Here is a 23,594-nt window from a genome sequence, read left to right as displayed (position 1 = left end):
CCGTCGACGCCGGGTGGGCGAGCGTCAGACGGTCAAGGTTCCGGTCCGCTCGACCTCGACCGGGCCGGTCATGAAGACGTGGCCGGTCGCCTCATCCCAGTCGATGACCAGTTCGCCTCCGTCCACGATCACCGTCGCCTTGCGCTCTGTCAGACCGCGCCGCGCGCAGGCGACCAGGGCCGCGCAGGCGCCGGTGCCGCAGGCCTTCGTCAGCCCGGCACCGCGTTCGAACACCCGCAGGCGGATGCGGTCGGGGGCCAGGACATTGGCGAAGCCGACATTGACCCCTTCCGGAAACAGGGGGTGGTGCTCGATCAGCGACCCCGTGCCGATGACGAAGGCGTCGTCCTGGCGGTCGGTGAAGAAGACCACATGCGGATTGCCCATGGAGACGGCGCCCGGGGTGTGCACGACGGGATCGTCGATGGGGCCGACCTGCAGCTCGATGCCGCGGGTGTCCATCTCCTCGGCCAGGGGGATTTCGCGCCAGTTCAGCCGGGGCGGACCCATGTCGACGGTGATCCGCTCCGGTCCAGCGCGCCGCGCAATCGCCGGGCCGCCGAGCGTGTCGATGGTCACCCGATCCGTGCCGTTCGCCTGCATCAGCATCCAGCCGACGCAGCGAAGCGCATTGCCGCAGGTCTCGACCACGCCTCCGTCAGCGTTCCACACCCGCATGAAGGCGTCGGCGCTGTCCGAGGGCTCGATGGCGATCAGCTGGTCGAAGCCTTCGCCGGTCTTGCGATCGCCCAGGGCGCGCACGGCGTCGGGACCGGGCGCGAAGGGACGGTCGAGCGCATTGACGACGACGAAGTCGTTGCCGGCGCCGTTCATCTTGACGAAGGGTCTGGGGGTCGCGGCGCTCATGGGCGTCATATAGTCACGTCGGCCGCGCCTCCGAAATGGGCGTCTCCATAGTCGCACTCACGCAACGTCCCCGGCCGCGGCCCGTTAGCCTGTCCCCTGAAACAGACGACGAGGCTTTTCCCATGAATCTTCCCAATGGCGCGATGGTGGCGGTCGTCGACGGCGAGAAGCTGGCCCTGTTCAAGAACACCGGCAATGGCGGCGACGTCTCCCTGACCGCCCAGCCGGTCCCGGCGATCGAGGAGCGCGTGTCCGGCTCGGCCGGCCGCATCTCCAGCGAAGCCAATCCCGACAACGACACCCAGGCCGAGGACGGTTTCGCCATGGGCGTGGCCGAGGTGCTCAACAAATGGGTGCTGAACGGCAAGGTCGACAAGCTTCTGGTCATCGCAGCGCCCAAGACGCTCGGCGAGCTGCGCAAGCATTGGCACAAGGAGCTTTCGTCGCGCCTGGTGGGCGAAATCTCCAAGGATCTGACCGGTCATTCGTCCGACCAGATCGCCGCCGCCATCTCCAAGGCCTGACGGTGCTGGCCACGGTCCGGCGTTCCGGGCCGTGGCGCTCCGGCGATTGCGCGGCTAGAGGAGGGACATGACAGCGACCGAGCGGGTCCCGCCCCGCGGCCTCCGCCTCCGCGCCCGTCTCCGCGCCCTGTATCACGGCGCATCGACCACGGCTGTCCGGTTCAGGCTGGCGGTCCTGACCATCGACCTGATCATCGTCGCCTTCTTCATCGCCGCGCCGGTGCTGAAGCACATAGGCCTGGCCTTCTACATCGTGGACTATGTGGTCGCCGCGCTGCTGGCGGCCGATCTCGCCGCGCGCGCCCTGGCCTATTCCGACATCAGGGACTGGCTGAAGCGACCGATCGTCTGGGTCGACCTGTTCATCCTGGCGACGCTGCTGTTCCCGGCCTGGCTGTTCAACCTGGGCTTCCTGCGCGTCATTCGCCTGTGGACCCTCGTCAACTCGGACTTCTTCTGGACGACGGTCGGCCGCAAATACGATGACACCCGTGTCGAGGATACCACCAAGGCCCTGGTCGCCCTGGTCACCTTCGTCTTCGTGGCGACAGGCTTCGTCTACACCGGCTTCATGGGGCGTTACGAAGGCATCAGCGGCTATGTCGACGCCCTTTATTTCACGGTCACCAGCCTGACCACGACCGGATACGGGGACATCCTGCTGCCCGGCATGTGGGGGCGGATCGTCTCGATCATCATCATGCTGGTCGGGGTGACGCTGTTCGTGCGCTTGGGCCAGACCCTGCTGCGTCCGCACAAGGTCCGCTATCCGTGCGAGAAGTGCGGTCTTCAGGTTCATGATCCAGACGCCGTCCACTGCAAGGCGTGCGGCAATCTGCTTTGCATCCCCGACGAAGGGTCCCACTGATCCGCCACGCTGTCGGATGTGACAAAACGGTAAGGTTCGCCGTCTTGCCGACCCGCCCTTCGCGACTAAGGTGCCCCGTCCTTATTTCGGAGCGCCCCCGCATGCGTCGTTCGCTGAGCCTCACGGCCGCCCTTCTCGCCTCCACGATCATCGGAGCCCCCGCCCTGGCCCAGACCGCCCGCACCCCGCCCAACCCGCCCCTGGTCGAGGGCGGCTTCGCCACCTCCGACGCGACCGACCCCTATATCTGGCTGGAAGAGGTCGAGGGCGAGCGCGCCATGGCCTGGGTCAACGAGCACAACACCCGCTCCCTGGGCGTGCTTCAGGGCGACCCGCGCTACGAAGGCCTGCACGAACAGGCTCTGGCCCTGGTCCAGGCCCGCGACCGCATCCCGGCGCCCGGCTTCACCCACGACGGCCACATCGACAATTTCTGGCAGGACGCGACCCATGTGCGCGGCATCTGGCGGCGGACGACGATCGACAGCTACCGCACCGACACGCCGAACTGGGAGACCATCCTCGACATCGACGCCCTGTCGACGGCCGAGGGCAAGAACTGGGTCTACAAGGGCTCGTCCTGCCTGCCGCCTGAAGAACGCCTGTGCCTGATCTCCCTGTCCGACGGCGGCAAGGACGCCGTGGTCGTGCGCGAGTTCGACAGCGTGTCGCGCACCTTCGTAGAGGGCGGGTTCGAACTGCCCGAGTCCAAGGGCGGCGCATCCTGGGTCGATGCCGACACCCTGCTGATCTCACGCGACTTCGGCCCGGGCACCCTGACCTCCTCGGGCTATCCGATGATCGTCAAACGCCTGAAGCGCGGCCAGTCGATCGACCAGGCCGAGACGATCTTCACCGGCCAGCCCTCGGACGTCTCGGTCGGCGGCGGTGCGCTCCGTGACGCCGACGGGGTCATCAAGGCGATCCTGATCAATCGCGGCGTCAACTTCTACGAAGGCGAGACCCACGTCCTGAACGCGGACGGGACGACGACCCAGCTGCAACTGCCGGCCAAGTCGGACATCAACGCCCTGGTCCAGGGCCAGCTGGTCGTGACCACCAACCAGGACTGGACCGCGCCGTCGGGACAGGAATTCAAGACCGGCGACGTCTTCGCCTGGAACCTCGACGCCTGGCTGGCCGATCCCGCCACGCCGGCCCAAATGATCATCCGTCCGGGCGCTCGCGAGTCGGTCGAGAGCATCAACGCCACCCGCAACAAGCTGGTCGTGGCCCTGTACGAAAACGTGCGCGGCGCGGCCTATGTCTATACGCCGAACCCGTCGGGCGAATGGGCCCGGACGCGGCTTGAGCTGCCCGCCAACTCGACCGTGGGTCTGGGTTCGGCCTCGGAGCAGGACGACCGGATCTTCGTCAGCGTCGCCGGCTACCTGTCGCCCTCGACCCTGTCGCTGGTCGATGCGGCGACGGGCCAGATGGCCGAGGTCAAGTCGATCCCGGCCAAGTTCGACGCCACGGGCATGACGGTCGAACAGCATGAGGCCCGCTCGGCCGACGGCACCATGATCCCCTATTTCGTGGTGCATAAGGATGACATGCCGCTGGACGGCTCCAACGCCACCCTCCTGTACGGCTACGGCGGCTTCCAGGTGTCGCAACTGCCCGGCTATTCGCCGACGGTCGGCAAGCTGTGGCTGGAACGCGGCGGCGTCTATGTCGTCGCCAATGTGCGCGGCGGCGGCGAGTTCGGCCCCAACTGGCACGAGGCCGCCCGCCAGCAGAACCGCCAGCGCGCCCACGAGGACTTCCAGGCCGTGGCCTCGGACCTGATCGCCCGCAACATCACGTCCCAGCCGCACCTCGGCGTCATGGGCGGATCGCAGGGTGGCCTGTTCATGGGGGCGATGCTGACCCAGCGTCCGGACCTGATCAATGCGGCGGTCATCCAGGTGCCCCTGTTCGACATGTTCCGCTTCCACCGCCTGCTCGCCGGCGCCTCGTGGCGGGCGGAATACGGTGACCCGGACATCCCGGAACAGCGCGCCTGGATCGCCGAATATTCGCCCTACCAGAATCTGCGCGCCGGCCAGCCCTACCCCGAGGTCTTCATCCACACCTCGACCAAGGACGACCGCGTCCATCCGGGCCATGCCCGGAAGGCGGCGGCGCGTCTGGAGGAACTTGGCTATCCGGTCCTGTTCTACGAGAACACCGACGGCGGCCACGCGGCCGGCGCCAACCTGCGTGAAACGGCCCGCCGCATCGCACTGGAATACACCTATCTGACCCGCCGCCTGATGGACGTGCCGGCGCAGGAATAGGTCGTAACAAGACCGCTCATCCCCGCGAAAGCGGGGACCCAGTGCTTTCGTGAAGCATCGGCGGCTGGGATCGAGCTTCTTCTCCCCTTGGGCGGCGCCGATCGCCCACAGGACTGGGTCCCGCCTTCGCGGGGATGAGCAGAGAGTGTCGATGCGTCTCCAAACCTTGATGGCCGCCACGGCCCTGATGGCCTTCGCGGCTCCCGCCTGGGCCCAGACCCTGCCGCACCTGCCCGCGGACCTGACCCCGGCCGGCGTCCGCGCCGCCGACGATCATCTGGCGCTGGAGGAGGTCGAAGGGACCGAGGCCATGGCCTTCGTGCGCGCCTCCAACGCGGCGTCGCTGGCTGCCCTGACCGGCGACCGTCGCTACGAGACCTTCCGATCCCAGGCCTTCGACATCCTGTCCTCGACCGCCCGCATTCCGGGACCGAGCTTCCTCGGCTCCGGCATCGGCAATTTTTGGCAGGACGCGACCAATCCGAAGGGTGTCTGGCGGCGGACCTCGCTGGACAGCTACCGCACCGACACGCCGGACTGGGAGACCCTGATCGACCTCGACGCCCTGTCGCGCGCGGAAGGCAAGGACTGGGTGTGGAAGGGGGCGCGTTGCCTGGCTCCCGACGAGACCCGCTGCCTGATCTCCCTGTCCGAAGGCGGCAAGGACGCCGTGGTCGTGCGCGAGTTCGACACCACGACCAAACAGTTCGTCGCCGACGGCTTCGTCCTGCCCGAGGGCAAGCACCGGCTGGAGTGGTTCGACGTCGACACCCTCCTGCTCGCCACCGACTTCGGCCCCGGCACCCTGACCGAGAGCGGCTATCCCTTCATCGTCAAACGTCTGAAGCGGGGCCAGACCCTGGCCGATGCGACCGAGCTCTATCGCGGCGACATCTCCGACGGCGGCTACGGCGTCAGCCCGACGGTGTTCCGCGACGGTGCGGGCGCGGTCCAGGCCGTCATCGTCAACCGCCCGCTCGACACCTTCCGTTCCGAGACCTGGCGGCTGAACGGCGGCACGGTGGTCAAGCTGAACCTGCCGGAGCGGGTTTCGGTGCACGGCGTGATCCAGGGTCGGCTGGTCTTCACGGCCGAAGAAAAATGGTCCTGGCTGGGCAGTGAAATTCCAGCTGGCTCGCTGGCGGCGCTGCATCTGGGCCAGCTTGGATCGCCGGATCCAGCCCCTTCCCATGGTGCGACGATCATCTTTGCGCCGACCGATCGCCAATCGGTGCAGGACGTCGTGGTCTTCGATAGGCAGGTCGTCGCCTCGGTGCTCGATAACGTGCGCGGCCGGGTCATCGTCTTCACGGACCGCGGCGAATGGGGTTGGCCGCGAGGAACCATCGAGACGCCGGAAAACGTCGCCGTGAATATCGGCGACGCCAGCCGGGGTAGCGGTCGCATGTTCTACAGCTATCAAGGCTTCCTTACGCCTGCGACCCTGCTGCTTGCGGAGCCCGGTCAGATCGCGCCCGGTCTGCCGTCCCCGACTCCCGCGCCGGAGCCGAGCATCGCGGGTGAGACGATCAAACAGGCCCCGGCCATGTTCGATGCCTCCACTCACGTCGTCGAACAGTTCGAGGCGACGTCCACGGACGGAACCAAGGTTCCCTATTTCCTCGTCCGCCCCGCGAACGCCCCGATGGACGGCTCCACCCCGACCATCATGTTCGGCTACGGCGGCTTCCAGGTCTCCTTCCCGCCCGCCTACAAGCCCGAACTGGGCAAGCTGTGGCTCGAGAACGGCGGGGCCTATGTCGTGGCCAATATCCGGGGCGGCGGCGAGTTCGGCCCGGCCTGGCACCAGGCGGCCCTGCGCGAGAACCGCCAGCGCGCCTTCGACGACTTCGCCTCGGTGGCCCGCGATCTGGAACAGCGCGGCGTGACCTCGGCGCGCCGCCTCGGCATCTATGGCCGCTCCAACGGCGGGGTCCTGACCTCGGTCTCGATCACCCAGCATCCTGAGCTGTACAACGCCGCCGTGATCGAGAGCCCCCTGATCGACATGCTCCGCTATCAGGACCTGCCGGCCGGCGCGTCGTGGATCGGCGAATACGGCGACCCGCGCATCCCCGGCGACGCCGCCTTCATCAGCCAGTATTCGGCCTACCAGCGCCTGCGTCCGGATGCGGAGTATCCGCGCCTCTACATCACCACCAACACCCGCGACGACCGCGTCCATCCGGGCCATGCCCGCAAGTTCGCCGCCCGCCTGGGCGATCTCGGCTACGATCATCTCTATTACGAGGAGACCTCGGGCGGTCACTCAAACGACGCCGATCCGGTCGCCAATGCGCGGCGCTGGGCCCGGCACTACGTCTATCTTTCCCAGCAGCTCATGGACTGATCCCCCTTCACGCGAAAATGAGGCGCGCGCGACCGGCGGCCCGGCTAGGAGTCTAGCTCATGAACGCGAGGGGCTTCATCATCGCGGGCGTCGCGGCGCTCGGCCTGCTGGGCGCGGTCGGTTCGACCGCCCAGTCCGCAGGCGTGCGACCCGTCCGCCTGTCCGTGACGACGACCGAGCCGGTGGTGGTCGAGCTGTTCACCGCCCAGGGCTGTTCCGGCTGTCCGGCCGCCAACCAGGTGGTCGAGGGCCTGGCCGAGGAGCCGGGCGTCATCGCCCTGACCTACGCCGTCGACTACTGGGATTACCTCGGTTGGCCCGACACCTTCGCCAAGCCCGAGTTCGCCCAGCGCCAGCGCGCCTATCAGGCCGCCATGCGCCTCAGGAATGTCTATACGCCGCAGGTCGTGATCGACGGCCGCCGTCAGGTCTCGGGTGCCGAAGGCGAGGCCGTGCAGACCGCCGTCGACGAAGAGGCCGCCCGCCGCGTCTTCCCGCCCCAGGTCCAGTTCCGCGAAAGCGGCGACGCCGTCGGCGTGGGCTCGGGTCGTGCGCCCTCGTCCGGCGCCGACGTCTGGGCCGTCACCTATCGTCCGGGTCTCCAGACCGTCGCCGTGGCCGGAGGCGACAATCGTGGTCGCGCCGTGCGCCACGTCAATGTGGTCCAGAGCCTGACCCGTCTGGGGCAATGGACCGGCCGTCCGATCCTGCTCGACCTGCCCGAGGCCGCCGATCCCCAGGACAAGGTGGTCGTGATGGTCCAGTCGCGCGGCGATCGCCGTATCCTGAGCGCCGCCACGCGCTGACGCCTCTGTTCGAGGCATGTGGCAAACCCTTGTTGTGCATGTCAGTTTCGGTCACTGTCCGCCGCGAAACAATCGTCGTTAAAGACGATCCGCCGCCCTCCTGAGGCGGCTCGCGGGGGAGCGAAGATGGTTGAGCGCGGGGTTCGGGTCGTCGGGGGACAGACCCCTATCGCCACCACGCTCGTCATCGCTACCGTCGTTCTGGCCCTGGGCCTGACGGCGGCGCCGGCCGGGTCGCAAATCCGGCCGGCGCCTTCGCCCGACCCCGATGCCGAGGCGCGCGCCATCACCCAGATGGTCACCGCCGCCGAGGTTGCGGACTGGGCCCGCGCCCGCCGCGACGCCCGCGCCATGATCGTCGCCGCCCGTATGCTGGGCGACATCCGCACCCGGCGCGAAAACGGCGACGAACCCTTCCTGACCCAGAGGAGCCTGCTGGACGAGGCCGAGAGCTTCGCCGCCGGCGACCGCGACCTGCTCGACGAGATTTCACGCGAGCGGTCCCCGAACAAGGGCGTCCGGGCCTCGCCCTTCGGCGCGGGACCCATCGTCGTGGTGCGACGCCTGCGCGCGCGCGAGACCTATGCCTTCACCATCGAGGCGCGTCGCAACGAGGTGCTGCGCGTAGCCGCCATCGGCGATGGCGACACCAATATCGACCTGGCCCTGAAGGATCAGAGCGGCGCCGTCATCTGCGCCGACAGCTCGCGGGACCACTATCCGGTCTGCACCGTTTCGCGACCACAGGTCGGCCCGATCCGCATCGAGATCGTCAACCGCGGCGAGGTCTGGTCGCGGGTGCAGATTTTGACGAACTAGGGGCGCTAACACTCGCGACGCGGTCGCTCGCTGCTTGAGCGCGGGTGGGTGCGAGCCGGTCAGGCGCCCGCCTTCATCCCGAACATCATCGCCGCCTTCGCCAGCGGCACGACCTGTTTCGCCGTCTCGACCGCATGGGCCGAGGCCGCCGTGCCGTCGCGGACGCGGCCGGCGATGCCCTGGCAGATCGCGGCCAGCCGGAACAGGTTGTAGGCCATCAGCCAGTCGAGGTTCTCCGGCCCCTTGCGACCCGTGCGCGCCTCATACCGTTCGACCGTCTCCTCGATCGTCGGAATGCCGAGCGCGGGCAGGTCCAGTCCCGCCAGACCGTTCCGCACCGTCGGCGGCAGGACCCAGCCGATCAGCAGATAGGAAAAGTCCGCCATCGGATCGCCCAGCGTCGACAGCTCCCAGTCCAGCACCGCCCGGACCTCGGGGGCGTCCGGCGCCATCATCAGGTTGTCGAGCCGGAAGTCGCCGTGGACGATGCTGACCGGCCCCTCGGCCGGCAGGCTCTGCGGCAGGAAGGCGATCAGCCGATCCATCTCCGGGATCGGATCGATTTCGGACGCCTTGTACTGTTTGGTCCAGCGCCCGACCTGACGCGCGAAGTAGTTGCCCGGCTTGCCGTAGTCGCCGAGACCGATCGCCGATGGATCGAACCGGTGCAGATCGGCCAGGGCGTCGGTCTGGGCCTCGAAGATGGCGCGGCGCTCGGCCGGCTCCATCGCGGGCAGTTTCAGGTCCCAGAGAACGCGGCCCTCGACCTTGTCCATGACGTAGAACATCGAACCGATGACGGTATCGTCCGTACACAGAGCATGAGGCCTGGCGACCGGATATCCCTGTTTCGACAGGGCCGAGATCACGGTGAACTCGCGGTCCACCGCGTGGGCCGATGGCAACAACACCCCCGGCGGCTTGCGACGCAGCACATAGGCTTTGCCGGGCGTCGTCAGCTCATAGGTCGGGTTCGACTGGCCGCCCTTGAACTGGCGGATCGTCAGCGGGCCGGCATAGCCCTCGACGTTCGCCGCCATCCAGGCGTCCAGTGCGGCTTCGTCGAGCCGGTATCGGGGATCGACCTCCCGGGTTCCGGAAAAGGCGGCCTGCGGATCGTTCGAGCTGTCGGTCATCGTGCGGCGACAATGGCGGCCTTGATCGCGCGATGCCAGCCCCCCAGCAGAGCTTCGCGCTGATCCGCTGACATCCGGGGTTTCCACACCGCCGGCGCCTCCTCGTTGCGAGGCTCCAGATCGTCGATCAGGCCGACCCCCAGCGCCGCCAGCCGGGCCGCCCCCAGGGCCGTCATCTCCTGGAAGGCCGGCCGCTCGACCGTGACCTCGCAAATGTCGGCGACGAACTGCATGGCGAAGGCGTTGGCGGTCACGCCGCCGTCGACCTTCAGCACGCTGAACTTCGGCGCCCCGTCCTTGGCCAGGGCATCCAGCAGGTCGCGCGTCTGAAAGGCCAGGGCCTCCAGCGCCGCCCGGACGAAATGCGCAGGCTTGGTATCCCGCGTCAGCCCGATGACCGCGCCCCGCGCATCCGGCTCCCACCACGGCGCGCCCAGACCCGTGAATCCGGGAACCAGATAGACGCCGCCATTGTCCTTCAGCCCCTGCGCCACCGCCTCGGACTGGCGGCTGTCGGAGATCATCCCGACCCCGTCCCTCAGCCACTGGATCGCCGACCCCGCCGAGAAGATCGACCCTTCCAGCGCATAGGCGGCCGTCTCACCGACCTGATAGCCGAGCGTACCCAGCAACCGGCTCGATGAAGCCACCGGCTCGGCCCCGACATTGGCGACGAGGAAGGCGCCGGTGCCGTAGGTGATCTTGGCGTCGCCGGGCTTCAGCGCGCCGTGTCCGACCAGGGCGGCCTGCTGGTCCCCCGCCGATCCCGCGATCGGCAGGGCGCGTCCGAACAGGACCGGCTCGCTTTCGCCCATGATTTCGGCGCAGCCGACGATCCGGGGCAGGGCAGCCTTGGGAACCTTGAACAGGTCGCACAGGTCGTCGCGCCACGCCCGTGTCTTCAGCTCCATCAACGAGGTGCGGCTGGCATTGGTCGCATCGGTGACGTGGCTGGCCCCGTTCGTCAGCTTCCACACCAGCCAGCTGTCGATGGTCCCGAGCTTCACCTCGCCCTTCGCCGCCCGCTCGCGTGCACCCGGAACCTGGTCCAGCAGCCAGGCGAACTTGGTCGCCGAGAAATAGGGATCGAGGATGAGGCCGGTCGCCGCCTGAACCATGGCCTCATGACCCTCCGTCGCCATCCGCGCCGAGACATCGGCGGTGCGCCGGTCCTGCCAGACGATGGCGTGATGCAGCGGCTCGCCGGTCTCGGTGTCCCAGAGCACCGAGGTTTCCCTCTGATTGGTGATGCCGATGGCGGCGAACCGCCCGACGCCGCCGGCCTTCTTGATCACCTCGCGACAGGTCTGCAGCGTCGCGGCCCAGATCTCGGCGGCGTCATGCTCAACCCAGCCCGAGCGAGGGAAGTGCTGTTCAAGCTCGATCTGGCTGACCGCCACGGGATGCAGCCCCTGGTCCTCGCGCAGTTCGAAGGCGATGGCGCGGGTCGAGGTCGTGCCCTGGTCGATGGCGAGGATGCAGGTCGTCATGGCGTCTCCGGGCGTTTCCATCGTTTTCGCCACCTTACGCGGACGAACGGGATCGGGTTAAGTGCCTCTCATGTCCGACCGCACCGCATCGTATGAAGGCGTCCTCGACGCCGCCCGCCAGATCGCCCCGGCGGCGGTCCGCACCCCCCTGATCGAGAGCCCGGCGCTCAACGAACGCATGGGTGGCCGGGTCCTGCTTAAGGCCGAGACGATGCAGGTCGCCGGCGCCTTCAAGTTCCGGGGCGCCTACAACCGGATCAGCCGCCTGAGCACGGCCGAACTGGCGTCGGGCGTCGTCGCCTTCTCGTCCGGCAACCATGCCCAGGGCGTGGCGGCGGCGGCGAGGCTGATGGGCGCCCATGCGACCATCGTCATGCCGGCCGACAGTCCGGCCATCAAGATCGCGGGCGTGAAGGCCTTCGGCGGCGAGGTCCGCCTCTACGATCGCTGGACCGAGAGCCGCGAGGAGATCGGCGCCCAGGTCGCCAGGGATCGCGGCTCCGTCCTCGTCCCCCCGTTCGACGATCCCTATGTCATCGAGGGGCAGGGCACCACGGCGTTGGAACTGCTGGATCAGGCGGACGGGCCGATCGATCAGTTGATCTGCTGCTGTTCCGGCGGCGGGCTGATGGCCGGCATCAATCTGGTCATGGAGGCCCGCAGTCCGACGACGAAAACCTGGGCCGTGGAGCCCGAGGCCTATGACGACACCGCCCGCTCTCTGGCCGCTGGCGAACGGACGGGCCACCCGTCCGGCCCGCCCTCGATCTGCGACGCGCTCCAGACGCCCATTCCCGGCGTCCTGACCTTTCCCATCAACCAGCGTGTCCTTTCCGGCGCCCTGTCGATCTCGGACATGGAGGCGGCCGAGGCGGTGGCCTACGCCTTCCGCACCCTGAAGCTGGTCGTCGAGCCGGGCGGGGCCGCGGCCCTGGCCGCCGTCCTCGCCGGCAAGATCGAGACCCGGGGCCGGACCACCGCCGTCATCCTGTCCGGGGGCAATATCGACCCCGGCCTGTTCGCCGACATCATCGAAGGCCGGTTCGTCCCGGCGACCCAAGAAGGAGCCGCCGCATGACCAAACCCGCAGACCTCCAGTCCCTGATCGGAACCGAAATCGGCGTCTCGAAATGGATCCTGGTCGATCAGGCCCGCATCGACGCCTTCGCCGAGATCACCGAGGACCGTCAGTTCATCCACATCGATCCGGTCGCGGCCAAACAGACCCCGTTCGGCGGCACGATCGCGCACGGCTTCCTGACCCTCAGCCTCGCCTCGGCCATGTCCTATGACGCCGTGGCCCCGCTGGACGGGGTGGTGATGGGCGTGAACTACGGGTTCGACAAGGTTCGCTTCCTGGCCCCCGTCCCCGCCGGGTCGAACATCCGCGGGCGGTTCAAGCTGCTCTCGGCCGAGGACAAGGGTGGCGGCCGCTGGCTGCTCAAGCACGAACTGACCGTCGAGATCGAAGCCGCCGACAAGCCCGCCCTGATCGCCGAATGGCTGGGCATGCAGATGGTCGGCGGCTGACGGTACGGAGACCGTCTTGCACCATCACGGCGCGACCTTCATCGTTCTGGCCTATACGGTCGCGGTCCTGGCGGCCTGGACCGCGCTCGACCTGTTCCAGCGTCTGAAAGGACGCGAGGGGCGGGACCGTGCGCCCTGGCTGGCGGCGGCCGCGCTCTCCATGGGCGGGGGCGTCTGGGCGATGCATTTCATCGCCATGCTCGGCTTCGATCCGGGCGCGCCGGTCAGCTACGACCCCGGGCTGACGCTTTTGTCCTTCCTGCTGGCGGTGGCGGGAACGGCAGGCGCCTTCTTCGCCGCCGCCCGGGAACAGCTCGGCAGGGGCCGAATCCCGGTCGCCGGCGTCGCCATGGGACTGGCCATCGCCGCCATGCACTACGTCGGCATGGCGGCGATGCACACCGCCGCCGCCGTCGGGTGGCGCTGGGACATGGTCGCCGTCTCGGTTGGGATCGCCATCGCCGCCTCGATCGCCGCGCTCTGGGCGTCCCGTCGCGAGAGCTCGCTCGGCTGGCGCGCGACGGCGGCGGCCATTCTGGGCCTCGCCGTGGTCGGCATGCACTACACCGGCATGGCCGCGCTCGATCTCCAGTCCGTGCACGGTGTGGCGCATGACAGCGGGGCCCCGCCGCTGGCCATCGCCGTCAGCATCGCCGCCGTCACCGCCGTCATCCTGTTCATGGCCCTGGCCGCCTCCATGGCCGATGAGCGATCGCGATTGGTTTCGACCCTTGCCGCCGCCGGCGTGGGCTATTGGGAAGTCAATCTGAAAGACCGCAGCTTCACCCTGTCGCCCCGTGCTCGCGAACTGATCGCCCTGCCCAGGGATCGACCGGACGGCGACGTGATGAATCCGGCCTGGGTGGAGGACGACGAGCACCTTGCCAGACGAAAGGCTGCGCTCGACGCCGCCATTGCCGGTGAAGCCGAGTACGACGTCGAATATCCGATCGCCGGTACCGACCGGTGGGTCCAGTCTCGTGGCAGTCTGATCCGGTCTCGCTCCGGCCGCCCCCTGAAACTGGCCGGGGTGGTCTCCGACATCACGGATCGACGCCGCGCCTTCGAGGCCCTGGAGACCAGCGAGCGGCGCCAGAAACTGCTCATCAACGAGCTCAATCACCGGGTGAAGAACACCCTCGCCACCCTGCAGTCGATCGCGACCCTGACCGCGCGCCGCGCCGGCTCGGTTGAGGAGTTCTCGACCCTGTTCGAAGCCCGATTGATGGCCCTGTCCGCCACCCACAACCTGCTGACCGCCTCGGGCTGGGAGCAGGCGACGCTCACCGACCTGCTGACCAAGGAGATGCAGCCTTATTCGCCGGAACAGTTCCGTCTGGAGGGCCCCGACGTCCTGTTCGACGCGCCTCAGGCCCTGGCCATGGGGATGATCGTCCATGAACTGGCCACCAACGCGGCCAAGCACGGCGCCCTCAGCACCCCTGAAGGATGCGTCTCGGTGTCGTGGTCGGCGCCCGACGCGGACGGCCGCACCCTGCTGGATTGGGTGGAAACCGGCGGTCCGCCGGTCGCGAAGCCCACCCGCACCGGCTTCGGTTCGCGTCTGATCGCCACCAGTCTCAAGGGCGATCTCAGCGGCTCGGGCGAGCTCGACTATGCCCCCGACGGCCTGAGGGCCAACCTCGTGTTCCGGCCTCAAGCGCGGTCCTAGCCCACCGTCTGCGACGCCCCGCCGGACGAGACGACGACCAGCTTGCGGTTCACGAACTCCTTGATGCCGACATCGCCGAGCTCGCGGCCGTAGCCAGAGCGTTTGACCCCGCCGAAGGGCAGTTCGGGCATACTGGTCGTGGCGGTGTTGATGAACACCATCCCGGTCTCGATCCGGGTCGCCAGCGTCCGCGCCCGGTCGATGTCGCCCGCGAAGATCGAACCGCCCAGGCCATAGTGGGAATCGTTGGCCAGGCGGACGATGTCGTCGTCGTCCTCAGCCACATGGACCATGGCGACGGGGCCGAAGAATTCCTGGAAATAGGCCGGGTTGTCGCGGGCGATGTCGGTCAGGATGGTCGGTTCGAAGAAGAAACCGGTCCGCTCCGGCCGCTTGCCGCCGACGACGATCGTGGCCCCCGCCGCGACGGCTTCGTCCACCTGTTTCGTCAACCCCTTGAGCGCGTCCTCGGACGACAGCGGACCCAACGTCGTCTTCGCGTCCAGCGGATCGCCCAACACGGCCGCCGTCATGTTGGCCTGGAATGCCGCCAGGAATTCGTCGGCGATCGCCTCATGCAGGATGAACCGCTTGGCGGCGGTGCATACCTGTCCGGCGTTGGCCAACCGCGCCTGCGTCCCGACCTCCGCCGCCGCCTTGATGTCGGCGTTGTCTAGCACGACGAAGACATCCGCCCCGCCCAGTTCCAGCGTGGATTTCTTCAGCTTCTCGGACGCCCGCGACGCCACCTTGCTGCCGGCGTCCTCGGAGCCGGTCAGGGCCACGCCCTGGATCCGGTCGTCGCCGATCAGTTCAGCCACCTTGTCGGACGAGATATAGAGATTGGTCACCGCCCCCTCCGGCGCGCCCGCGTCGCGGACCAGCTGGGCGAACAACTCGGCACAGTGGGGTACGATGCCGGCGTGTTTGAACATCACCGGATTGCCGACCGCGATGGCCGGGGCGATGACGCGGATCAGCTGGTAGATCGGGAAGTTCCAAGGCTCGACGGCCAGCAGCACCCCGATCGGCTGATGCTGGACCCAGGCCTCGCCCAGGTCGCTGTCGACCTGTTCGGGCTTGAGGAATTCCTCGGCGTTGGCGGCATAATAGGCCGCGATCCCGGCGCACAGTTCGATCTCGCCGGCGCCCTGTTCGACCAGCTTGCCCATCTCGGTCGCCATCGCCTCAGCCAGAACGTCGGACCGTTCGGTCAGCAGTTCCGACATCCGCGACAGCACCTTCAGCCGAGGCGCGATATCGCCGCGCGACCAGTCGGACCGGAACAGGGCGTCGGCCGTGGCCAGGGCCCTCTCGACCTGCACATCGGTGTGCTCGGGATAGTCCTTGATCCGCTCTTCGGTGAAGGGGTTCAGGGTTCTGTAGGCCATGGGGAGGGGCTTTCTGTGTCGCGGAGATAGCCCAACGTCGCCCAGCCTGCAGGGTTCACGTCATCCGCAACAGCGTCGATCACGAAACCGGCAAGGCCCTCAGCGAAACGTCGCCAACCGCGCGTCCAGCCTCGCCCGCACCACCGGCCATTCTGCGGCCAGGATGGAGAAGATCACCGAGCTTCGCACCCGCCCGGTCCAGGTGATCTTGTCGTCACGCATCAGGCCTTCCTCGACCGCGCCCAGCTTGGTCATGGCGGCCCGGCTGCGCGCGTTGATGGCGTCGACCTGGAACACCACCCGCACGGCTCCGCAGGCGAAGGCGTGGTCGAGCAGCAGCCGCTTGGCCGCCGGATTCACCGCCCCGCCGCGCGACGACGGGCGATAGTAGGTGGTGCCGATCTCCAGCGACCGGTTCTCCGGCTGGCTGCCGATATAGGTGGAGCAGCCGACGACATCGCCATCATGGATCACCGCGAACGGAATCCGCGTCCCGGCCGCCTGCTGTGCTCGCAAGCTGGCCCAGCCCGCGTCGAACTCGGCCCCGCCCAGCGACATGTAGTAGAAGGCCGGCCACAGCGCCGGATCGGCGTCGCAGGCCAGCCTCAGCGGCTCCTTGTGACGCTCCTCGAATGGCTCCAGCCGGACGAAGTCGTTCTCCAGAACCGCCGCCGTCAGATTCATTCGCCGAGACACCTCAGGGCGACCTCGAGGTTGCGCAGTCCGTCCTCGCCCGTCACCGCGGGCGTCTCGCCCGTGCGGATCGCGTGGGCGAAGGCCTCCAGCTCCTTCTTCAGCGGCTCGTTCGGCCAGCTCATCACGCCGCGCGTGGAGTAGGAGCCGTCCGGCTGCTGGCCGAAATATTCGGTGACCTGGCGCGTCATCAGGTCGGCGACGACGAACTTGGATCCCGTCGCCACCTGCAGGGTGCGGGTCTTGTAGGGCGTGACCCAGTTGGTGGTGATGTGGGCGATCACCCCGTTCTCCAGCCGGAACTGAAGCAGGGCGGTGTCCTCGCGGTCGGCGCGAGTGCGGGCGAGCTGCGGCTGGACCTCGGCGATTTCAGAACCCGTCAGGTGACGGATGATGTCGATGTCGTGCACCGCCAAGTCGATGACCACCCCGACCTCGCCCATGCGCGGCGGGAAGGGACCAACGCGGGTGATCTGGATGGAGATGACGTCCTCGCCCTCGATGGCGCGCTTGACTGCCTCCACCGCCGGGTTGAACCGCTCGACCTGACCGACCATCAGCACACGGTCGTTGGCCTTGGCGGCGTCGATCATCCGCTGGGCGTCGGCCACGGTCGCGGCGATCGGCTTCTCGACCAGCACATGGACCCCCGCTTCCAGCAGGGCGACGCCCAGGTCGGCGTGGTGGCGGTTCGGGGTGGCGATGACGGCGGCTTCCAGCCCGCCCGCGACGAAGTCGGCGGCGGTCGTCACGGCCTGCGCTCCGTAAGCGGCGGCGACACCTTCGGCCACAACGGCGTCCGGGTCGAACACCAGGGCCAGGTCGATCTCGCGCATCTCGGACAGGACGCGGGCGTGGTTGCGTCCCATGACGCCGGCGCCGGCGACGCCGGTGCGGATCGGGTCGTGCAGGTGGGTCGGGTTCATCGGATCAGCCCTTGTAAGACGCGACGGCGGCGACGATCCGGTCCTGGGTCGCCTCGTCCAGATCGGAGTGCATCGGCAGGCTGATGACCGTCTTCATCTTGGCCTCGGTCACCGGCAGACCCTGCGGACCGCGCGGGTGCATGTCATAGGCCGGCTGAAGGTGCAGCGGGATCGGATAATAGACCGCCGACGGCACGCCCTGTTCGCGCAGGTGAACCGCCAGACCATCCCGGTCCGGATGCTCGATCGTATACTGGGCCCAGTTCGAGACATTGCCGGCGGGCAGATGCGGTACGGCCGCGACGTGCGGCGCCAGAAGCTCATTGTAACGGGCGGCGATCCGCATCCGCCATTCGATTTCCTGCGGGAAGACCTTCAGCTTCTCGATCAGGACGGCGGCCTGCACCGTGTCCAGACGCGAGTTCATCCCGACCCGCATGTTCAGATATTTGGTGTCGTGCTCGAAGGTTCGACCGACCAGATCCTTGGCCACCGCCTTGCCGTGCACCCGATAGCTGTCGATCTCCTGAGCCAGGTCGTCGTCGTCGGTCAGCACCGCGCCGCCGTCGCCGTAGCAGCCCAGCGGCTTGGCCGGGAAGAAGCTGGTGGTCGTCACATCGGCCCATTTCAGCGGATGCTCGCCGTCGATGGTGCACCCGAACCCTTGCGCCGAATCCGCGATCAGCTTCAGCCCGTGCCTGTCGCAGATGGCCTTGATGGCCGGATAGTCGGCGGGCTGGCCGAACAGGTCGACGGCGATGACCACACGGGGCCGCAGTCGACCCTCGGCGATCGTCGCCTCAATGGCCGCCTCGAGGTGGGCCGGATCGATGTTGTAGGTGCGCGGGTCGATGTCGATGAAGACCGGCGTCGCGCCCAGCCATGGCACGACCTCTGCGGTGGCGCAGAAGGTGAAGCTGGGAACGAAGACCGCGTCCCCCGGCCGCAGGCCCCAGGCCATCAGCGGCAGGGCCAGGGCCTCGGTGCCGTTGGCGCAGCCCAAGGCATGTTTGGCCCCGCCGAATGCGGCGAGCGCCGTCTCGAACTCGCGCACCGGCGGGCCCATGACATAGGCGCCGCTCTCGACGGCGGCCATCATGGCGGCCTCAATCTTGCCGCCCAGACGGCGGCGCTGGGCCTGAAGGTCGATGAAGGCGATGCTCATGTCGGGGGACCTCTCAAGGACTCGGCGACCGACAGCCGCCTTCGTAAGGTGGGGGCGGTCTAGCCCGCCCATCGCTGCAACGCCAAACACAAGGGGGTCACTTCGCGTTGCGCCTTGCAACGGTCCTGCCTATGCCAGACGCCGTCCGCACGGAGCCAGACGCCTTGAACACCGCACCGACGACCCATCCCGCCGTCTTCCTCGACCGCGACGGCGTTCTGATCCCCGACAGCGGCTATCCTCACCTGGAGGAGCATCTGGTCCTGATGCCCGGCGCCGCCGAGGCCGTGCGCCGCCTGAACATGCTCGGCTATCTGGTGGTCATCGTCACCAATCAGTCGGGCGTGGCTCGGGGCTATTTCACCGAAAGCCAGATGAACGCCTTCAACGATTCGCTGGTCCGCAAGATCGCCGCCAAGGGCGCGCGCATCGGCGCCGTCTACGCCTGCCCCTTCCACAAGGACGCCGAGGATCCGGCCTATTTCCACCCTGACCATCCGGACCGAAAGCCCAACCCGGGCATGATCCTGCGCGCCATCGCCGATCACGACATCGATCCGGCCCGCTCCTTCCTGATCGGCGACCGCCCCTCGGACCTGGAGGCCGCGCGCCGCGCCGGAATGCCGGGCTTCCTGTTCGAGGGCGGCGACCTGGATCACTTCGTCCGCGATCTGCTGGGCGGCTGATCGCAATTCCGTCGGCGATGAAATAAGCTCGCGGCCGACGCGGGGGCGTCGTGGTCAGGGAGCCTGCTGCATGGCCGACTATTCCGAGCGTCGCTGGACCTCGTCCGATGGATTGAGCCTGTTCGCGCGCGACTATCCAGGGGCGGACGGTCCGGCCCAGCAGCCCGTCATCGCCATCCACGGCCTGACGCGGAACAGCGCCGACTTCGACGCCATCGCCCCCTTGATTGCCCGCAGCGGCCGCCGGGTCCTGGCGCTCGACGTCCGGGGGCGCGGCCAGTCGGATCGCGCGACCGACCCCATGACCTATCAGCCGCCGATCTACGCCAAGGACGTCCTGGGCCTGCTGGAGGTCGCCGGTATCGACCGCGCCGTCTTCCTCGGCACCTCCATGGGCGGGCTGATCACCATGGCGATCTCGGCGCTGAAGAGCCGCGTCGTGGCCGCCGCCATCCTCAACGACATCGGGCCGTCCGTATCGCCCGAAGGCCTGGCCCGCATTGCCGCCTATTCCGGCCAACCGGTCGACACCCCGACCTGGGCCGCCGCCGCCGACTATGCGCGCCGGATCAACTCGGTCGCCTTTCCCCACTATGGCGACGCCGACTGGGACGCCTTCGCCCGCCGGATTTTCAAGGAGGGGACCGAAGGGTCTCCGATCCTGAACTATGACCCCGACATCTCGGTCCCGATCAAGGCCGCCGGCGCCAAGGCCCTGGTCCCCAACCTGTGGCCCTACTTCCGTCGGCTGGCGAAGAAGCGCCCGACCCTACTGATCCGGGGCGGGACCTCCGACCTGCTCGGCGCGGATATCGCCGCCAAGATGCAGAAGGCCGCGCCCGAGATGCGCTACGCCGAAATCCCCGACATCGGCCACGCTCCCATGCTGGACGAGCCGGAATCCAAGGCCGCGATCTTCGAGTTCCTGCGGGACGTGCCTTAAGCCTTCCGCACGAACTCCGTCCGCAGAACCAGGCCGCGCACCTTGTCGACATTGGCCTCGATCTCGTCGGTGTCGTCGGTCAGACGGATATTCTTGACCAGGGTCCCGCGCTTCAGCGTCACCCCGCCCGATCCCTTGACCTTCAGGTCCTTGATCAGGGTCACGCTGTCGCCGTCCGACAGGATGTTGCCGTTGGAATCTTTGGTGGGGGCGTCGGTCATGGGCGCTGTCTAGGCGTCCGGCACGTTCGCGTCCAACTCATCGAGCCAGACCCGCGCGTTTCCGTCCGACGGCGCCCGCCAGTCCCCACGCGGCGACAGCGATCCGCCCGTCACCACCTTGGGCCCGTTCGGCAGGGCCGACCGCTTGAACTGGCTGGTCTGGAAGAACCGCACGAGGAATTTCCGCAGCCAGAATCTGATCGTCGCCAGATCGTATTCGACCCGATCCGCGTTCGGATGATGCGCCGGCCAGTCGCCGCGCGAGGCGTCGCCCCAGGCCTGATGGCAAAGGTATGCGACCTTCGACGGGCTCATGCCGAAGCGGGTGATGTGGAACAGGAAGAAGTCGTTCAGCGCATAGGGACCGACCGTCCCCTCCGTCGACTGGATCTTTCCGTCCGCCCCCGCAGGCACCAGCTCGGGCGAAATCTCCGTGTCCAGAATGGCGTGCAGGACGCTTGCCGCCGGGCTCATGTCGTCACGCCCCGCGACCCAGCGGATCAGGTGCCGGATCAGGGTCTTCGCCACCCCGCCGTTGACGTTGTAATGGCTCATGTGGTCGCCGACGCCATAGGTCGCCCAGCCCAGGGCCAGTTCCGACAGGTCGCCGGTCCCCAGGACGAAGGCCTTGTTCTGGTTCGCCAGCCGGAACAGGTAGTCGGTCCTCAGACCCGCCTGCACGTTCTCGAAGGTGATGTCGTGGACGGGCTGGCCGTCCGCATAGGGATGCTTGATGTCGGCCAGCATCCGCTCGGCGGCCGGACGGATGTCGATCTCCTCGCCCGTGACGCCCAGAGCCGTCATCAGGGCCCAGGCATTGCCCTTGGTTCCGTCCGAAGTCGCGAACCCCGGCATGGTGTAGGCGAGGATGTTCGTCCTCGGCAGCTTCAGCCGGTCGAACGCTCCGCACGCCACCAGCAGGGCCTGGGTCGAATCCAGCCCTCCCGAGACCCCGATGCACAGCCGCTCGGCGCCCGTCGCCGTCATCCGGCGCATCAGCCCCTGCACCTGGATGTTGAAGGCCTCGAAACAGTCCTGGTCCAGCCGCTTGGGATCGTCCGGCACGAAGGGGAAGCGGTCCAGCGGGCGGATCAGGGCGCCTGTATCCCGATCCTCGGCCGCCTCGAACGGGATCACCGTCGCCGCCTCGCCCTCGATTCGCGCGCAGTCGGAGAAGGTGCCGTTCCGCAGCCGGTCCATGCCGATGCGGTCGACGTCTAGGTCCGAGACCGTCATGTGCGAGGTCATCGAAAACCGTTCGCCCTCGGCCAGTTTCGCGCCCAGTTCGTGGATCGTCGCCTGTCCGTCCCAGGCAAGATCGGTGGTGCTCTCGCCCCAGCCTGAGGCGGTGAAGACATAGGCCGACAGGGTCCGCGCCGACTGGCTGGCGCACAGCACCGCGCGTTCGTCCGCCTTGCCGATGACAATGTTGGACGCCGATAGGTTCAGCAGGATGCGTGCCCCCGCCAGCGCCGCCCGCGTCGAGGGCGGCAACGGCGCCCAGAAGTCCTCGCAGATCTCGACCGCGAAGACGAAGCCAGGCCGGTTGGTCGCCTCGAAGATCAATCCCGGCGCGAAGTCCACGCTTTCGCCGCTCAGGGTGACCGCATCCTCGCCGCGCGAGGCCGCCGGCGCGAACCAGCGCTTCTCGTAGTATTCGCGGTAGTTCGGCAGATAGGTCTTGGGCACGACCCCCAGAACCCCTCCGCCGCCCAGCACAACCGCGCAGTTGAACAGGGCGTCGCCGTTCCAGATCGGCGCCCCGACCACGGCGACCAGCCCGGCCTCGTCGGCGGCTTCGGCGATGACCTCGATCTGCCGCTCAACCTCGTCCAGCAGAGCCGCCTGCATGTGCAGATCGTCGATGGCGTAGCCGCTGAGGGACAACTCGGGGAAGACGATCAGATCGACACCCTGTTCGCCCGCCTGTTGGATCAGGGCGATGTGTTCCTCGGCGTTCGCCTTCGGGTCGGCGATGTGGACCACCGGCGTCGCCGCCGCCACGCGGACGAAGCCGTGGGTGCGCGGCGAGTTGAAGGCGTGGATCTTGGCCAAGGCGCGGTCCTCAATGGGTTATGCTCATATAGAGCCAAAGGCCCTCGTTCCCAACCTACCCCTCCCGTGCATCTCGGCGAAGGCCGGGATCCAGATTCAGATATCATGGTGGGACTGACGGGCGAGCGCCCGACGTGTGATCTGGACCCCGGCCTTCGCCGGGGTGCACGGAGAATGGATGACGCCGCCGCTTCGCCCCGCTAAAGCCCTCCCATGACCGATACGCCCAAGAAGGGCTGGTTCCAGCGCCTCAGCCAGGGACTGGCCCGCTCCAGCCAGCAGATGACCGAACAGGTCGTCTCCGCCTTCGTGAAGGAGCCTCTCAGCGAGGCCGCCCTCGAGGGTCTCGAGGAGCATTTGCTGGAGAGCGACCTCGGCCCCGCCGCCACCGACCGGATCGTCGCCCGCTTCCGCGACCTGAGCTTCGGCGGCGCGTCCTCCGAGCGCGAGGTCAAGGAGGCCCTGGCCGAGGCCGTCGCCGCCGAGCTGCTTCCGCGTCAGGCGACCTTCGACCCGCTTGGCCCGGACGGCGTCGGCGGCGGGATCAAACCCTATGTCGTCCTGTTCGTCGGGGTGAACGGCTCGGGCAAGACGACGACGCTCGGCAAGATCGCCGCCGACCTGACGGGCAAGGGCGCCAAGGTGATGATCGTGGCCGGCGACACCTTCCGCGCCGCCGCCCGCGAACAGCTCAAGGTCTGGGCCGACCGCGCCGGGGCTCATTTCGAAAGCCGTCGCGACGGCGCCGATGCGGCCGGCCTGGCCTTCGACGCCTACGCCAAGGCCAAGGCGGAAGACTACGACGTCGTTCTGATCGACACCGCCGGCCGGCTCCAGAACAAGTCCGCCCTGATGGACGAGCTGCTCAAGATCGTGCGGGTGCTGAAGAAGACTGATCCGGACGCCCCGCATGAGACCCTTCTGGTGCTCGACGCCACCGTCGGCCGCAACGCCCTGTCCCAGGAACAGATCTTCGGCCGCACCGCCTTCGTCTCGGGCTTGGTCATGACCAAGCTGGACGGCACGGCGCGCGGCGGGGTGCTGGTGCCCGTAGCCCAGGCCTCCGACGCCCCCATCAAGCTGATCGGGGTGGGCGAGGGGATCGAGGACCTGCAACCCTTCGACGCCCGCGCCTTCTCCCGCTCGCTCGTCGGCCTCGAGGACTAGATC

Annotated in this window: 21 protein-coding genes; 12 read left to right on the top strand and 9 right to left on the bottom strand. The window is 67.9% G+C overall.

Annotated features, from left to right (window positions below; all coding sequences use genetic code 11):
• Positions 1-24: 24 nt before the first annotated feature.
• Positions 25-867, bottom strand: a complete 843-nt coding sequence (gene dapF / locus ACW171_RS11525; protein WP_492093410.1) for a diaminopimelate epimerase — start codon at positions 865-867, stop codon at positions 25-27.
• 122 nt (positions 868-989) lie between these two features.
• Here dapF and ACW171_RS11520 point away from each other — a divergent pair, with 122 nt between their 5' ends.
• The 6 genes from ACW171_RS11520 to ACW171_RS11495 all read left to right on the top strand — a co-directional run bounded on the left by ACW171_RS11520 (position 990) and on the right by ACW171_RS11495 (position 8,516).
• Complete coding sequence (locus ACW171_RS11520) at positions 990-1,391, top strand: host attachment family protein (protein WP_492093409.1); 402 nt, start codon at positions 990-992, stop codon at positions 1,389-1,391.
• A gap of 67 nt (positions 1,392-1,458) precedes the next feature.
• Positions 1,459-2,259, top strand: a complete 801-nt coding sequence (locus tag ACW171_RS11515) for a potassium channel family protein (RefSeq protein WP_492093407.1) — start codon at positions 1,459-1,461, stop codon at positions 2,257-2,259.
• 101 nt (positions 2,260-2,360) lie between these two features.
• Entirely contained in the window at positions 2,361-4,541 is a 2,181-nt protein-coding gene (locus ACW171_RS11510) for a prolyl oligopeptidase family serine peptidase (RefSeq protein ID WP_492093405.1), read from the top strand.
• A gap of 151 nt (positions 4,542-4,692) precedes the next feature.
• Complete coding sequence (locus ACW171_RS11505; RefSeq protein ID WP_492093403.1) at positions 4,693-6,891, top strand: prolyl oligopeptidase family serine peptidase; 2,199 nt, start codon at positions 4,693-4,695, stop codon at positions 6,889-6,891.
• Between the two features lie 59 nt (positions 6,892-6,950).
• Positions 6,951-7,697 (top strand): DUF1223 domain-containing protein, encoded by a 747-nt coding sequence (locus ACW171_RS11500; protein WP_492093401.1) that lies wholly within the window; start codon positions 6,951-6,953, stop codon positions 7,695-7,697.
• 126 nt (positions 7,698-7,823) lie between these two features.
• Positions 7,824-8,516 (top strand): hypothetical protein, encoded by a 693-nt coding sequence (locus ACW171_RS11495; RefSeq protein WP_492093400.1) that lies wholly within the window; start codon positions 7,824-7,826, stop codon positions 8,514-8,516.
• Positions 8,517-8,575: 59 nt separating this feature from the next.
• Here ACW171_RS11495 and ACW171_RS11490 read toward each other — a convergent pair whose 3' ends face one another.
• Entirely contained in the window at positions 8,576-9,652 is a 1,077-nt protein-coding gene (locus ACW171_RS11490; RefSeq protein WP_492093398.1) for a phosphotransferase family protein, read from the bottom strand.
• The gene (gene glpK, locus ACW171_RS11485; protein WP_492093397.1) at positions 9,649-11,163 is read right to left on the bottom strand and encodes a glycerol kinase GlpK; all 1,515 of its coding nucleotides are present in this window, start codon (positions 11,161-11,163) and stop codon (positions 9,649-9,651) included. The genes ACW171_RS11490 and glpK overlap by 4 nt, the downstream gene beginning before the upstream one ends.
• A 49-nt stretch (positions 11,164-11,212) precedes the next feature.
• On the opposite strand from glpK, the gene ACW171_RS11480 reads away from it, so the two are divergent.
• The 3 genes from ACW171_RS11480 to ACW171_RS11470 are packed head-to-tail and all read left to right on the top strand — an operon-like array spanning position 11,213 to position 14,344.
• On the top strand, positions 11,213-12,220 hold the full coding sequence (locus tag ACW171_RS11480; protein ID WP_492093395.1) for a threonine ammonia-lyase: 1,008 nt from the start codon (positions 11,213-11,215) through the stop codon (positions 12,218-12,220).
• Positions 12,217-12,672: a MaoC family dehydratase gene (locus ACW171_RS11475; protein WP_492093393.1), complete on the top strand. Its 456-nt coding sequence runs from the start codon at positions 12,217-12,219 to the stop codon at positions 12,670-12,672. Before ACW171_RS11480 ends, ACW171_RS11475 begins: the two co-directional genes overlap by 4 nt.
• A 16-nt stretch (positions 12,673-12,688) precedes the next feature.
• Positions 12,689-14,344, top strand: a complete 1,656-nt coding sequence (locus ACW171_RS11470) for an MHYT domain-containing protein (RefSeq protein ID WP_492093391.1) — start codon at positions 12,689-12,691, stop codon at positions 14,342-14,344.
• Here the strand turns inward: ACW171_RS11470 and ACW171_RS11465 are convergent.
• The 4 genes from ACW171_RS11465 to ACW171_RS11450 all read right to left on the bottom strand — a co-directional run bounded on the left by ACW171_RS11465 (position 14,341) and on the right by ACW171_RS11450 (position 18,519).
• Positions 14,341-15,735, bottom strand: a complete 1,395-nt coding sequence (locus tag ACW171_RS11465) for an NAD-dependent succinate-semialdehyde dehydrogenase (RefSeq protein ID WP_492093389.1) — start codon at positions 15,733-15,735, stop codon at positions 14,341-14,343. The two genes, ACW171_RS11470 and ACW171_RS11465, sit on opposite strands and share 4 nt — an antisense overlap.
• A gap of 99 nt (positions 15,736-15,834) precedes the next feature.
• Positions 15,835-16,419 (bottom strand): GNAT family N-acetyltransferase, encoded by a 585-nt coding sequence (locus ACW171_RS11460; protein WP_492093387.1) that lies wholly within the window; start codon positions 16,417-16,419, stop codon positions 15,835-15,837.
• Positions 16,416-17,354 (bottom strand): Gfo/Idh/MocA family protein, encoded by a 939-nt coding sequence (locus tag ACW171_RS11455; RefSeq protein ID WP_492093385.1) that lies wholly within the window; start codon positions 17,352-17,354, stop codon positions 16,416-16,418. The genes ACW171_RS11460 and ACW171_RS11455 overlap by 4 nt, the downstream gene beginning before the upstream one ends.
• Before the next feature lie 4 nt (positions 17,355-17,358).
• Complete coding sequence (locus tag ACW171_RS11450) at positions 17,359-18,519, bottom strand: DegT/DnrJ/EryC1/StrS family aminotransferase (protein WP_492093383.1); 1,161 nt, start codon at positions 18,517-18,519, stop codon at positions 17,359-17,361.
• A gap of 131 nt (positions 18,520-18,650) precedes the next feature.
• Here ACW171_RS11450 and ACW171_RS11445 point away from each other — a divergent pair, with 131 nt between their 5' ends.
• A complete protein-coding gene (locus tag ACW171_RS11445; protein WP_492093381.1) occupies positions 18,651-19,205 on the top strand; it encodes a D-glycero-alpha-D-manno-heptose-1,7-bisphosphate 7-phosphatase in 555 nt (184 codons plus the stop codon).
• 70 nt (positions 19,206-19,275) lie between these two features.
• Positions 19,276-20,148, top strand: coding sequence for an alpha/beta fold hydrolase (locus ACW171_RS11440; RefSeq protein ID WP_492093379.1), 873 nt, complete (start codon positions 19,276-19,278; stop codon positions 20,146-20,148).
• Here the strand turns inward: ACW171_RS11440 and ACW171_RS11435 are convergent.
• Together ACW171_RS11435 and ACW171_RS11430 are read right to left on the bottom strand one after the other, a co-directional pair.
• On the bottom strand, positions 20,145-20,369 hold the full coding sequence (locus tag ACW171_RS11435; RefSeq protein WP_298158631.1) for an alkylphosphonate utilization protein: 225 nt from the start codon (positions 20,367-20,369) through the stop codon (positions 20,145-20,147). The genes ACW171_RS11440 and ACW171_RS11435 overlap by 4 nt on opposite strands.
• A gap of 9 nt (positions 20,370-20,378) precedes the next feature.
• Positions 20,379-22,424 carry an NAD(+) synthase gene (locus ACW171_RS11430; RefSeq protein ID WP_492093376.1) on the bottom strand — a complete coding sequence of 682 codons (2,046 nt, stop codon included), beginning with the start codon at positions 22,422-22,424 and terminating at the stop codon, positions 20,379-20,381.
• Positions 22,425-22,637: 213 nt separating this feature from the next.
• Here ACW171_RS11430 and ftsY point away from each other — a divergent pair, with 213 nt between their 5' ends.
• A complete protein-coding gene (gene ftsY / locus ACW171_RS11425; RefSeq protein WP_492093374.1) occupies positions 22,638-23,591 on the top strand; it encodes a signal recognition particle-docking protein FtsY in 954 nt (317 codons plus the stop codon).
• The last annotated feature ends 3 nt before the right edge of the window (positions 23,592-23,594 follow it).

The sequence above is a fragment of the Brevundimonas sp. FV1ye28 genome (assembly GCF_058681135.1).
Note: the sequence above shows the minus strand (reverse complement) of the source record. Positions and strands in the feature narration are given on the sequence as shown.